The organism is Bacillus sp. DTU_2020_1000418_1_SI_GHA_SEK_038 (assembly GCF_032341175.1).
In the GTDB taxonomy this organism is placed as follows: Bacteria; Bacillota; Bacilli; order Bacillales; family Cytobacillaceae; genus Cytobacillus.
Genome location: NZ_CP135435.1, coordinates 1590939 through 1604800 on the forward strand (window position 1 = coordinate 1590939; position 13862 = coordinate 1604800).

11 protein-coding genes and 1 tRNA gene are annotated in these 13862 nt (G+C 36.7%); 8 read left to right on the forward strand and 4 right to left on the reverse strand.

Annotation, left to right across the window (positions count from 1 at the left end; translation table 11 throughout):
• Window positions 1-7: 7 nt before the first annotated feature.
• Both RRV45_RS07910 and RRV45_RS07915 read right to left on the reverse strand, forming a co-directional pair.
• Window positions 8-520: a YjcG family protein gene (locus RRV45_RS07910; protein WP_315668964.1), complete on the reverse strand. Its 513-nt coding sequence runs from the start codon at window positions 518-520 to the stop codon at window positions 8-10.
• 136 nt (window positions 521-656) lie between these two features.
• Window positions 657-1382 carry an alpha/beta hydrolase gene (locus RRV45_RS07915; RefSeq protein ID WP_315668275.1) on the reverse strand — a complete coding sequence of 242 codons (726 nt, stop codon included), beginning with the start codon at window positions 1380-1382 and terminating at the stop codon, window positions 657-659.
• Between the two features lie 364 nt (window positions 1383-1746).
• On the opposite strand from RRV45_RS07915, the gene RRV45_RS07920 reads away from it, so the two are divergent.
• From RRV45_RS07920 to RRV45_RS07945, 6 genes are all read left to right on the forward strand, one after another.
• On the forward strand, window positions 1747-2772 hold the full coding sequence (locus RRV45_RS07920) for a TAXI family TRAP transporter solute-binding subunit (protein WP_315668276.1): 1026 nt from the start codon (window positions 1747-1749) through the stop codon (window positions 2770-2772).
• A 118-nt stretch (window positions 2773-2890) separates the two neighbouring features.
• Window positions 2891-3412 (forward strand): DUF1850 domain-containing protein, encoded by a 522-nt coding sequence (locus RRV45_RS07925; RefSeq protein ID WP_315668277.1) that lies wholly within the window; start codon window positions 2891-2893, stop codon window positions 3410-3412.
• Window positions 3399-5351, forward strand: coding sequence for a TRAP transporter permease (locus RRV45_RS07930; RefSeq protein WP_315668278.1), 1953 nt, complete (start codon window positions 3399-3401; stop codon window positions 5349-5351). Before RRV45_RS07925 ends, RRV45_RS07930 begins: the two co-directional genes overlap by 14 nt.
• A 148-nt stretch (window positions 5352-5499) precedes the next feature.
• A tRNA-Val gene (locus RRV45_RS07935) sits at window positions 5500-5571 on the forward strand.
• Between the two features lie 413 nt (window positions 5572-5984).
• Window positions 5985-6917, forward strand: coding sequence for a DMT family transporter (locus RRV45_RS07940; RefSeq protein ID WP_315668279.1), 933 nt, complete (start codon window positions 5985-5987; stop codon window positions 6915-6917).
• 53 nt (window positions 6918-6970) lie between these two features.
• Entirely contained in the window at window positions 6971-7537 is a 567-nt protein-coding gene (locus tag RRV45_RS07945; RefSeq protein WP_315668280.1) for a cysteine dioxygenase, read from the forward strand.
• A 1297-nt stretch (window positions 7538-8834) separates the two neighbouring features.
• Here RRV45_RS07945 and RRV45_RS07950 read toward each other — a convergent pair.
• Both RRV45_RS07950 and RRV45_RS07955 read right to left on the reverse strand, forming a co-directional pair.
• Window positions 8835-10178 (reverse strand): uracil-xanthine permease family protein, encoded by a 1344-nt coding sequence (locus RRV45_RS07950; protein WP_315668281.1) that lies wholly within the window; start codon window positions 10176-10178, stop codon window positions 8835-8837.
• A 266-nt stretch (window positions 10179-10444) separates the two neighbouring features.
• Window positions 10445-10651 (reverse strand): hypothetical protein, encoded by a 207-nt coding sequence (locus tag RRV45_RS07955; RefSeq protein WP_315668282.1) that lies wholly within the window; start codon window positions 10649-10651, stop codon window positions 10445-10447.
• A 30-nt stretch (window positions 10652-10681) separates the two neighbouring features.
• On the opposite strand from RRV45_RS07955, the gene RRV45_RS07960 reads away from it, so the two are divergent.
• Both RRV45_RS07960 and RRV45_RS07965 read left to right on the forward strand, forming a co-directional pair.
• On the forward strand, window positions 10682-11656 hold the full coding sequence (locus tag RRV45_RS07960) for an aromatic ring-hydroxylating dioxygenase subunit alpha (protein ID WP_315668283.1): 975 nt from the start codon (window positions 10682-10684) through the stop codon (window positions 11654-11656).
• A gap of 786 nt (window positions 11657-12442) precedes the next feature.
• Window positions 12443-13840 (forward strand): NCS1 family transporter, encoded by a 1398-nt coding sequence (locus tag RRV45_RS07965; RefSeq protein WP_315668284.1) that lies wholly within the window; start codon window positions 12443-12445, stop codon window positions 13838-13840.
• The last annotated feature ends 22 nt before the right edge of the window (window positions 13841-13862 follow it).

Sequence of the window (13862 nt, forward strand, 5' to 3'; positions counted from 1 at the left end):
TAGCTTTCTATTCCCTTCCAAGGCGAAATGTTTCATATACAGTCCATGAGCCGTTTTCTAGCTGATACAACAGGTGAAAACGGTCAACGCTGTCCTCGTAATTAAATTGGTTCATTCTTAGCGTGCCATATACATCTGAATGTTCATCATTAGAGAGTTTTTGCCCAACTGTAATATGAGGGACAAAAGCATATTCGGAATTTTCGATATTAATTTTCTCATTTATTTCCTTTTGAAGCTCTTTCAGTTCATCAGATCCTTCTATTTTTAAATAGATGGCATTGTTAACAGGTTTAAATGAACTAAATTTTGTCGTTTGAATGTTAAAAGGCTGATAGTTGTTAGAAATCTCATTCAATGAAACAGTAAGTTGCTCCATATCTTCTTCTGGTACATTGAATGCTGATTTTAGCGTAATGTGAGGAGGAATTAAGGAATAATTCGGGTCATACCTTTTTCGGTATGAATTTGCAAAGTCCTGAAGTTTTTTTGATGGAAAAATAACAATACCTAATTTCATCATATTACCTCCATATACAGATTTTAATGTGTTATATAATAAAATATTGTGAAAAATAAAATATTTATATTATTATAACAAATTTTTAATAAACAAAGTACTTAACATTAGAAAAACTAATTAATCTTGAAAAGAATTAGGAAAACATTTTTTTCAATGCTTTTTTTAGATTTGGCTGCCAATGGGTCCACGTGTGATTTCCGTCAAATTCTTCATAAAAATAAGGAAACTTCAGTTCGTTAAATAATTTTGATAATTCACGGTTCGGTCTTAAGAAGTTTTCAATTTCATTTGTTGTTGTCTTAACTTCTGTTTCATCTTTCCCGATAACGTGATAGATATGAAGGAGATGAGGCTCTTTAACGTCTTTAACGGCATTTATAACATCATCATTGACCATGGGGGATTGTAAAATCACTTTTCCAAAAGTATGAGGATATTGAATAGCTGCCATGAGAGAAACAGTTGCTGCCAGGGAATCACCAATTAGTGCACGGCCCATCCCCATCTGATACGTTGGGAATTCGGCATCAAGAAACGGAACGAGCTCATGTGCAAGAAAGCGGATATATGCCTGATGCTGTTCCCCGCTCGGATGATATTTTCTTCTTCGATCCTCTACATTTTTATAAGGAATGCCCACAATGATAATATTTTCAATCTCCTTATTTTCCAGCAACTGGTCTGCAGTCCTGCCAATTCTCCCTAATTGAAAATAATCACGTCCATCTTGAGCAATTACGATCGAATATTTGTATAATGGTGAGAATGAAGCAGGAAAATAGACTAAAAGCTGGATATCCTCTCCCAGCTCTTTACTTGCAAAGGTAATATCTTTTATTGTTCCTCTAGTATGACTCATCACTGACTCCTCCATAAATGTATATCAATAATTTTCATGATATTTTAACACATGATAGTAGTAAATGCTTTTTTCAATACTCTCTTGATAGAAAATTTTTCGGAAATCTATTAAGAAAAATATTTTTTTCAACAGTTGGTATGTAAGTTATAATATGGATTCATTTTTAAATTCCATGCCAAAAATTAATTTTACATAAATCTCAATTAAATCGATTGATAATGGTTCGTTTTTTATTACTGAAGATAATGGAAATTAGTATTTTTTTAGGTAAAAAAAAGTTATTGTTATGGATTATTGACAATTATGTTAAGCATTGTGTTATTATATAATCTGAAAACTGAAAATAAAAGGGGGATAAAATATGAAAAAGAAAAGTTTTCTTTTAATGACAGTGTTATTGTTAACGCTTTCTATGTTTCTAGCAGCTTGTGGCGGCGGAGCGAAGGAAGATGAGGGTGAAAAGACTGATGGAGGCAACGCTGGAGGAGATAGCGGTACCGAAACAGCTGAAAAGCCAGAGTTTATTAGTATTCTAACAGGTGGAACAGGTGGTACATACTTCCCGCTTGGCGGATCGTTTGCTAATATTGTGACTGACGCTACTGGCATTTCAACAAATGCTGAAACTTCAGGTGCATCAGCTGAAAATATGACAACGTTAAAGGCCGGTGACGCTGAAATCGCGTTTACGCAAACTGACATTGCTTCTTATGCTAAAGAAGGAAAGTTAATGTTTGAAGGCGAAAAAATTGATAATGTAAGTGCAATTGGTACACTTTACCCAGAAACAATCCAAATTGTTACTACTGCAAAATCTGGTATTAAATCAGTTGAAGACTTAAAAGGTAAAAAAGTATCTGTAGGTGCTCCTGGTTCAGGTACTGCTGCAAATGCTGAGCAAATTCTTGAAGTCCATGGACTTACATTTGATGATATCAAAAAGCAAGACCTATCTTTTGATGAGTCAACTGCTGGAATCCAAGACGGAACTATTGATGCAGCTTTCGTTACAGCCGGAACTCCAACTGGAGCTGTTGAAGGACTATCTGCAACTGAAGATGTAGTGATTGTTCCAATCGCTCAAGATAAAGTTGATGCGATTATTGCGAAATACCCATACTATGCAAAAGAAGAAATTCCAGCTGGCACATACAAGTTAGCTGAGCCTGTATTAACTGTTGCTGTTCAAGCAATGCTTGTTGCTTCAAATGATCTTTCTGAAGAAGTAGTTTACGATATTACGAAAGCTATTTTCGAAAACTTAGACAAAGTTACTCACGCTAAAGGGAAATTAATTAAGGTTGAAAACGCTCTAAATGGAGTTGGAATTGATGTTCACCCAGGTGCACAAAAATACTTCGATGAAAAAGGCGTTAAAGCTCAATAATTAAGTAATTGGCCGGTAGTAAAACCTAATAACAAGGTATTACTGCCGGTCAAATTATCTTTTTGGGGAATTGGCGTTTTTATATAAACAAATAGCTTCGTTTTCAGGCGGGATCAATATGGGAAAAAGAAAGTCAGCTATCGTGCTGTTCCTCATCTTAACATCCATCGCAATATTGTTATTCATTCCATTTAGGCAAGGATTGGTTTTTGAGTATCAAGATACTGGTAGATTGCTTGCCTACATCCCTTTTTCAAAGGAAGAAAAGTTTCAAATCAAATATACACATTCTATCCATTTAACCGATGTGGTAGAAAGCTATCAAAAGACTGCTACTGATCAAATTATGCAATATGAATTAATGTATGAGGAATTTTCAATCGGCATGCCCGAGAACGCTTCCGATGGTGAAATATTTGAACAAAAGGATGGAAAATATTACTTAAAAAATATGAATCGTGTTTTTCCTTCCTTCGATCTTCGAGTCGGACAGGTTAGGGCAAATCATACGGTTATTTATAAAAACAAAGAATATCCTCTATCAAATTACATTGAGCCCGGAACTTGGGTTCGCATAAAGATTGAAAGATTGAATATGCTACAGCTATTGAAAGGAGTGAACATCCTTGAGTCAACATGAAACGTTATCTCAGGAAAAACAGCAGGAACTTTTAGAAAAATATGACCCGGAAGCTGGCACAAGAAAGCTAAAGGGATGGATCGGCTGGATCGTCTTTATTGGATTGCTATCCTTCTCTTTATTTCAACTTTATACAGGGGTTTTTGGCGTTTTAACGGCACAGCTTCAGCGTTCGATTCACTTAGGATTTGCCTTGGCTCTTATATTCTTATTATTCCCAGCAAGAAAGAAAGATAAAGGAAAAAAGCATAAGCCTGCATGGTATGATTATATTTTGGCGCTTGCGTCAGTTGCAGTTGGTGCATACTGGCCACTAATGATTGATGAACTAGTCATGAGAGTAGGTCGTTTAACTGACTTAGACTTTTATATCGGATTATTAGCAATTATTCTCGTTCTTGAAGCTACCCGCCGTGCGGTTGGGTTGCCAATCACTATTATTGCAACGCTGTTCTTGCTTTATGCTCTTTATGGACCACATATGCCAGGGTTTCTCGCACACCGTGGTTTAGACATAAAGAGGCTTGTTCAAACGATGTTTTTTACAACAGAAGGTATACTTGGAACACCATTAGGAGTATCCGCTACCTTTATTTTCTTATTTCTGCTCTTCGGATCATTCCTTGTGAAAACAGGGGTAGGTCAGTATTTTAATGATTTAGCACTTTCCATTGCAGGAAAAAGAATTGGCGGGCCTGCGAAAGTGGCCATTTTCTCTAGTGCATTACAAGGGACTATTAGTGGAAGCTCAGTTGCCAACGTTGTTACTTCAGGTTCTTTTACGATTCCGATGATGAAAAAGCTTGGATATAAGAAAGAATTTGCTGGCGGGGTTGAGGCTGCGGCTTCGACAGGCGGGCAGCTAATGCCTCCAGTTATGGGTGCGGCTGCTTTCTTAATGGTTGAGTTTATTGGTGGAATCTCTTATTGGGATATTGCGAAAGCAGCAGCCATCCCTGCCTTGTTATATTTCACAGGTATTTGGATTATGACTCACTTTGAAGCAAAGCGAGTAGGACTAAAAGGTTTAAAAGATGAAGAAATGCCAAACCGTAAAGAGGTTTTAAGCAAAATTTACTTATTACTCCCAATTCTTGGGGTAATTGTCCTATTAATGAGCGGTATGAGTGTAATCCGTGCTGCTCTATGGTCGATTGTTATTACAGTTGCCGTGAGTGCCATCCGTAAGGAAACACGAATCACTCTAAAGGATGCAATTGATGCACTTGTTGATGGGGCGCGTACTGCACTTGGTGTTGCATCCGCTACTGCTGCAGCCGGTATTATTGTAGGGGTAGTTACGAAAACAGGATTAGGGTTAAAGCTTGCAAACGGGCTGTTAGATCTAGCTGGGGGAGCTATTATCCCTACCTTAATGCTAACAATGATTGCCGCACTTGTTCTGGGAATGGGTTCGCCTACAACAGCAAACTATGTTATTACATCAACCATTGCAGCACCTGCCATTATTTTATTAGGTGTTCCAGATCTCCCAGCGCATTTATTCGTGTTCTATTTTGGAATTATTGCTGATATCACCCCGCCAGTTGCCTTAGCAGCATTTGCAGCCGCAGGCGTCTCTGGAGGAGATCCAATAAAGACTGGTGTCAGCTCGGCGAAGCTTGCCATTGCGGCCTTCATTATACCGTATATGTTCGTGCTCTCGCCTGAATTATTAATGATTGATACCACCTGGTATAACTTAATATGGGTAGTTGCTACTGCAATAGCAGGTATGACTGCAATTGGTGCAGGAGTAATCGGCTATTGGTTCAGAAAGCTTGTATGGTATGAAAGAATTCTTGCATTGGCAGGAGGTCTATTACTTATCGATCCAAACGGATATACTGATCTTGTTGGACTAGGATTATTTATTGTTGTAATCGCTCTTCAATTTATATTTAAGCGTGGGAATACATCAAATCCACAAACGGCATAATGTAAAAGGGAAGATCCTGGAATAGGGTGCTTCCCTTTTATTTTGTTTGTAAAATTATAGATGATAGATGAAATAGTATAAAGATAGAGTGAAAAATTGATTGACTTTTCTTCTAAAATATATATAATTGAATATATACTTATTAAACGATCTGATAGTTCAGCGGGAGAACACTACCTTGACAGGGTAGGGGTCGGGGGTTCAAATCCCTCTCAGATCATTGGGTGCCAAACCCGTAGAAGCCCTTCGAAACAAAGGGTTTCCGTAAAAAAGACCGTCTCTTCGGAGGCGGTCTTTTTCTATGTTTGATTATTATTTTTTGTAAATTGCACATTTACTGCACATTTATTATTATAATTTATCTAAATAAGCTTTTTCAAACTTTTCAGCACTTTTTCTTTGTAATTCGGGACTAACGGTGAATAGAAATCCAGTGTAACTTGAACTCGACTATGTCCTAATCTATCAGCAACAATTTTTGGATTTAAAACTTTACTACACAGGGAGCTACCCAAAATTTGAGTGACCTTTATTGTGAACCTGCTCTTCCTACCCCACTATAAGAACTACTCATTTTCTGAAAGGACAAGCATAAAATGAAGTAAAAAGACTCCTGCCGAAAGGATGATCACAATGACCTTTAAAACAAAATTAATTGCTTCGATATATGCCTTAATTGCGATTAGCTTCTGGGGCATCTCCTTTGTGTCCACGAAAGTTATACTCCCAAAACTAGATCCCTTTTCCATCATTGCCCTTCGTTTTGGAATAGGAGCTCTATTTTTATTGATGATTTTAATCATTCAGCGCCAACGCGTATTGGTCTCTATTCACTATATTCCACATTTAATCGTCCTAGGTATACTTGGGATATTTATTCATCAAGTACTTCAAGCTACGGCCCTAATAACAATTGATGCATCTTCTGCAGGTTGGCTTATTTCGTTTTCCCCCGTTTTCTCAGTTATACTCTCCATTATTTTTTTACATGAAAAGATGAGTTTTACGAAAGCAGCTGGAATGATCCTTGCCATTATTGGCGTTTTGCTCGTTACAACAGGAAAGGGTGGGCAGGGATTTCAGCTTTCAATGAATATTGGATTTTTCCTAATCTTATTAAGCACGTTAAATTGGGCGATATATTCAATTCTGCTAAAAAGCCTAAAGATACCCTATCCATCCCTTTTAGTAACATTCTACATAAGTATATTTGGCCTTCTTCTCACAACGCCGTTTCTTATCCGCAACAAAGTCTGGGAACTGCTCCCTTTATTATCCCCTGCAGAATGGGGTCACTTATTGTTTCTAGGCATTTTTGTATCTGGCACTGGCTATTGGTATTGGGGAAAGGCACATGAGGTTTTAGACGCTTCGAAGGTCTCGATGTTTATCTATTTGGAGCCCGTTGCCACCTTTATTGCTGCCATTTTGCTGTTACAGGAGGAAATTTTATTCATAAGTGTTGCTGGAGGAATCATAATTATAGTAGGAGTCCTTATTGTGAATGGACAGCTTATTCCCTGGTTTTTCAACCTCTTCAGGCATTGGTTATTTTTTAAAAAGTGATGTAAAGCATGGAGGGGCAACAAGAACTAACATAAAAATAGGGGGGATTCTGTATGCCTTTGACGACTAAAGCAAAGAAAATATTAGATTCCTTAAAAAGTCCAACAAAGGAAGAATTAAGAGATGCCTTATTACAGCTAGACATGAGCCTTGCTCATTTCTCCTCATTGCCAGAACCTGCCGATCAATTCCCATATAATCGAAGGCTTCTGTATAAAAGTGAAGAAGTGGAGCTACTTGTTATGAATTGGTCGCAATTGGAATGTGCCCCTCACGATCATGGTCAATCTCAAGGCTGGATTCAGGTTCTCTCCGGTACCTCTCTAAATTCAGTGTATGAGCTAGATGAGAATGGCCTTCCTTCCGAATGGTTTCATGAATATCATCATGAAGGAAAATGCTATTATGCTCCTAAAAGAGGAATTCACAAGATGAAGGCTTCCAATCAGACACACTTGGTTACTATTCATCTCTATTCACCCCCTATTACCAATATGATTGTCTATGACTTGGAAAAATGTGCTTCCTGTATTGTATCAGACGATTGTGGTGCATGGTGGCCAAAGGAGCAATATCAGAAGGTAAAAGAGTTAAAGTTAAAGAGGGATAATGTAATGTAGAGATTTCTATTTTGCTAAAAGCTTTAAAACCGAAACCGCAGGAACTATATAGATAAATGGCTCCTTCGGTTATTTACTAAAAAAGAATTCGTAAGTTTTAGTAATCAAAGTTTATTAATGGTGACTTTTTTTTATTTTTGCTTTCACAACAACAGTCATAGGTAATATAAATAACAAGTTCTCATAAAGAAGCCAATCCAAATTCACAAGCCTGGGGTAAATGTGAAAGAATTGGGGAGGGTTAGATGGAGAAATATTAAGGATGGTAAAAAATCCATGGCAAAGAGCCTAGCAGTACCATGACCTTTTAAGAAATTCACCTTCGTTACCAAACTAGTATCTTTCAGGATGGCAGACCAGCCGGAATTTGATTAATGCATACATATAAAAAACAAACAGTACTAGAAAAATTATTTTGTTAATTAATTTCGTTTTTTTCATCCCGCTATCCTTACCTCTGTTTCTTCAGACATATCAATATGCCTTACCCTAAAAGCTCACTCATTAGTACCTCCTATCTTTGATTCATTTATAGGTTAATTTTACCATAAATCTAAAAATACTCTTTTATGGAAAATTAGAGTCATTCTAATTTTCACTAATAATTTCCCTTATAACAGGATTGCCCATTTATTGCACATACTTAATTTATATAATTGAAAATAATTTATCTAGATTTATTAACTTACTCAACAAACGTTGATTTAACAACATTTAATTAACTCAGTTAATCTATTTTTATCCATATTTTTTATGAATTGATTTTGACAGGGTAGGGGTCGGGGGTTCAAATCCCTCTCAGATCATTGGGTGCCAAACCCGTAGAAGCCCTTCGAAATAAAGGGTTTCCATAAAAAAGACCGTCTCTTCGGAGGCGGTCTTTTTCTATGTTTGATTATTATTTTTGAACTTGCACATTTACTGCACATTTATTATTGTAGGTTGGAACTTTTGCAGCGGCTATTGCTGCTTTTTTCTAGAATATTACCTAGAAACACCTATAATAATCATCATCTTTGAACCGGATCAAGCTGACTGTTTTTATCGTTCTTTTTCGAATAAGGAGGGAGCCAGAGAAATCGTTACAGGTGAAATGAATACAATCATGGCCGGTTTGGCTTGCTGTGAGTAAATACAAAATCCTTCAGCATTCTTCGTCAATATGCAAAAGCAGCATTTTCCTATGCGGACCGTTTGGCTGCACTTGGATTATTGCATTCTTTACGGCTTAAGATATAATTTCTTAACAATGAAAATAGGCTAATCCATGGTGTGATTAGCCTATTAATTTTAATTCCTAAACAGAGTCTTCCGCAACAGGTTCTTCTTCCGGTTTTTCTTTTCTTGGAGGGATGACCAAATTTAAAATGACAGTAGCTAAGGCCCCTACTGTAATCCCAGAAGATAAAATATAATTTGCCCAATCAGGAGTACTATATAGAACCTCTTTAGGCAGGATTGAAACAGCTATTGTTAATAAGATAGGTATTCCGATGATGATCATGTTGCGGTCATCAATTATAATTGGCTGTATCACCTTTATGCCATTTGCAACAATCGCAACACAAACAATTCCAAAAACCCCGTTTATGACAGGCTCCGGTATGCAAGTGATTGCTGTGGAAAGTTTTGGTACGAGACCTAAACAAATTAAAATCACGCCACTAGCCATGATTACTAATCTGCTCGCAACACCAGTGATTGCCAGAAGCCCGGCATTAGAAGAGTAGCCAGTCATTGGTGTACTACCAACTAATGCACCAACAAAGCAGCCAAGACCTTCACCAAAAGAAGCCCTATTTAATCGCTTTTCATCAAGCTCTTTCCCCGTAACCGTTGAAACGACAAACCATGTTCCAGTTGTTTCAATTAAAATAATTAAATAGACGAATACCATCGTTATGATGGCGCTTACATCAAATACAGGACTTCCAAAGGGAAGGAGGGATGGAAATGAGAACCAGCTTGCATCCCTAACAGGTGAAAAATCAACACTGCCAAATAAACTTGCAGTCATCGTTCCGACAGCAATGGCTATAATGACAGAAACTAAACGAAAAAATGTTCCTATACCTTTTAACCTGGGGCCAAGAAGCATGCAAATAATCAAAACTCCCGCGGAAACTGCCGCGACAAGAATGTTTTCCCCGATGTTCCCTGGTGAATGATAAATGTTATTAAGGCCAATAGGCATTAAAGCAATTCCTACAATAATGATAACTGTCCCGCCAACAAGAGGCGGAATAAACTTTCTAACAGCTTTTGCAAACCATTTTAATGGATATCCGATCACTGCAATAATGATTGCCCCAGGAATTAAACTTCCTGCGATAGCACCAAGCCCTAGTTTCCCGCCGATTGCGGCAATGGCTCCAATAGGCACATATGAAGGCCCCTGTACAACTGGCAGCTTAATTCCTGCACCAGTCTGAATTAATGTGGCAATGCCTGTTCCAAGAAAACACATTTGAATGAAGAAAGAGGTATTTTCTGTACTTAAGGCAAGAAGTCCCGCGATAATAATAGGAGCAATATACAAATCCATTGCCAAAACATGCTGTAAACCAAGGACAAAGGCTTTGCCATAGCCAATCCTATCATCTACACCGATAATAATCCCATTTTCTGGTTTTTTGTCCATTCGGTGTCCCCCTTAAAATATTGTGTTATTAAGCTATTCAGCTTGTTTAAATTAAATACGCTATTAACTTAAAATTTTAGAATATTTAAAATAAAATTTGATATTTATAATTTTTACTGAATACTTGCCATATTCTCATAATAATAATAATAATAATAATAATTAAGAACTGAAAAAAGAGAGATCAAATCTGTTGAATAATTGATCTCTCAAAAAATCCTAACCTATTTCATTATCTCTAAACTATTACTTATTAGTAATCTCCTTTACTGGATCGGATCGATCGTGTATTTTCTCTTTTCATTTGGAATATTTAAATTTAGGCTAACTGTAGCCATTGCTCCAACTGTGATCCCAGAAGATAAAATATTGTTCGCCCAATCTGGAATACTGTGAAAATCTTCTTTAGGTAAAATTGTAACTGCAATTTTTAAAAGGATAGGCATACCAATTACGAACTGAACGAAAACCATTGTAATAATTACATATTAGGGGGAGATAGAATGATTCAAGATAAAGTTTTGCTGGAGGACTGGATCGTGGCATGCCGTTCTGAAGATGTAAAGGAAAAGCCGATTCAGATTATTCTGATGGGAGAACGCTTAGCCATTTTTAGAAATAGTGAAGGGGTCCATGCTTTTAGAGATTTATGTATCCATAGGGGGGCGGCTTTGTCGCTTGGCGAGGTGAAAAATGATTGTATTGTATGTCCTTACCATGGCTGGGAATATAACCACGATGGTGAATGTGTGAGGATTCCACAACTGCCTGAAGGAAGAACAATCCCAAAAAAAGCAAAAGCTGAATCATATGCCTGCATGGAAAAATACGGATTTATTTGGGTGAATTTAGCGAATAATAACCCGGAATTTTTTCGATATGAAGAAATGGAAAGCATTGCTTTCCAAAACGTGATTTGGGGACCGCAGGGGGTACAAGCTAAGCCGCCGCGAATCATCGAAAACTTTCTCGATGTAGGACATTTAGCTGTCCTTCATGAGGGATATCTTGGCGCAGCAAGCCATCGTGTGATTCAAAATTACTCTGTTCATAAAGAAAATGGCAGAATCTATACCGATGAAATTCCCATCTATCAGCCTGATCCGGATGGATCTGGAAAACCGAAATATGTATACTACACATATGAAATTATGCGCCCTTTAACGGTCAAATTTACAAAAAGAGACCATGAAAATAACACGGAAATGACAATTGTTCTAACTGTCAGACCAGTTAATGAAAATGAATCCGTAGCTTATGGAATCCTTTCCTTTGATTACGAAACTGGTTTAACCGATGAAGAAATAGTCAAGTTTCAAAATGAAATTTTTGCTCAAGATAAACCGATAGTAGAAAACCAAAAACCGGAGGAACTTCCACTTGATCTTCAAGTTGAACTTTCCCTTATCTGTGACCGTATGAGTATTGCTTACAGACAGTATTTGAAAGAGCTTGGTGTTGTATTAGGTACAGCTTAATAGAAAATGGCGAAACTCATCATTTGAGATAATGATGGGTTTTTTTGACTTTTCTTGATTTAAACATAAAAGAAATTATGATTTTATCGAGTTTGTCTACAGTCTGAAACCACTTATTCGGGAGTGGTCTTTTCCTTTGTAAATAGCATCCCATATTATAAAACCAAATGAACTTTGCCTAAAATATTTATTAGAAGTATAGAAAGCTGCAAATCTCACACCAAGATTAGCAAATAAATAATGAGTTCTTAAAAAAGAATGATAAAAAGGAGTGATTGTTTACTTTAAATATTACTCCTTTTTATTTTGTATTTTACTTTTTAATTATTCAGTTTTTTATCGTTCAACATATACAAACCGTTTCTGCATTTAAAATCCTTGATTTATTAAGATATGGAAATAAAATTAACTGACCATTTGTTCAAAGTATACAAATGGTTGTACAGAACGAATGTTATTGTAAAATCATTTATGCACTGTTAATAGCGGCTGCTTGTTTATTTTGTTTAATTGACATAAAGACCTTCATAAAAAAGCTATGTATAATGAGTATTGTTAACAACGAAAACGTTTCCGAGGGGATAAAATTGGTTAACTTAATGTTCTATTTACGGAACTAAAATTATTTGACTAATTAAAGTGCTATTGTTTAAAAGGGAGAAATACCATTCCGGATGTAATCACTTGAAATTGAAAATAATTTTACAGAAATTAGGTTAAACTTTACGAAATGGTCAAAACAGTTATGCTATTAAAGTCGGCATAATAGAAAAAGGGGTATGATATATGTCTACAACAATTGAAAGTTACGATAAAAGAGAGACGCAAATTGAACGTGTCGCAGGGATGGATGAATCTTTATATCCGAAAACTGAAAAGGGCAGAACTGTAAGCGCGAAAGACTATATTTTTATGTGGATTGGTGACGGCGTTAATTTAGGTAATATGACGCTTGGGGCCAGTGTGATTGTAGCGGGTGTTGCGACATTAAATATTTTTCAAACAATTTTAGCTGCTATCATCGCAATTGGGATCATTTCAACAATTTTCGCATTGAATGATCGACTTGGGTATAGAGAAGGAATTCCATATGTTGTCCAACTTAGAATGTCCTTTGGGATAAAGGGAACAGTGATATCGTCTCTTCTACGTGGGATACCCGCCATTGTTTGGTACGGTATTCAAAGCTGGATTGGCGGAACTGCATTAAATGAAATTGCGAAGATTGTTACGGGTGGAACTTTTGATAATGTTGTTGTTTGCTTTATTGCTCTGCAACTAATTCAAATTGTCCTTTCATTGTTCGGTTTCCATGCAATTAAATGGGTTGAGACTGTCGCATCGGTTGTATTTATGATAGCACTTGTTTATGTTTTCGGAATTCTTATTTCATCTCATAGCACTGAGATTGCCCAAAACTGGGTACAGGCAAAAGGCTCATGGGGCTTGCCGTTCTTTGGACTCATTATGGTCTTTTTAGGGAACTATGCAGGTATCTTTGTAAGTGCTGCAGACTATTCTAGAGAGCTCAAAACTGGTTTGAGTGATGCAAAACGCGGATCATTATACTTTATCCCAATTACTTTATCATATGGTTTTGTTATTGTAATTGGGGCAATGCTTGCTGCTGCTACTGGCGTAACGAATCCTGCACAAGCATTGCCGATAGTAATCGATAATCCTTATATCTCAGTATTTGTATCTGCATTTATTGTAGTTGCGGTTATTGCAACAAATATGGTTGCTAACATTATTCCACCAGCTTATGTCATTACATTGCTGACAAAATTAAAATATAAAGCATCTGTAACTGTAACAGGGTTGCTTGCTTTAGGTGCATTTCCTTGGTTGCTTATACAGGAGTCTTCAGCTAAAGGTCTTAATATGTTTATTCTAATATATTCCGCATTTTTAGGACCTGTTATTGCAATATTATTAGTGGACTACTATATACTAAGAAAACAAAAGGTAGATCTTGAAGATTTGTACAAAGAGAATGGTTCTTTTGCTGGATTTAATCTAGCGGGGCTAATTGCAATGTTTATCGGTGCGGGCGCTGCCTTCCTTTTAGTAGAACTTGCATGGATAATCGGATTAGTAATGGCGGGTATCTCTTACTATCTTCTCACAAAGTATGCATTTAAAGACTCAAGTTTCAAAAAAGGAACGATTTTTGAAAAATAAAAGTAAGTAGAATAAATAATAC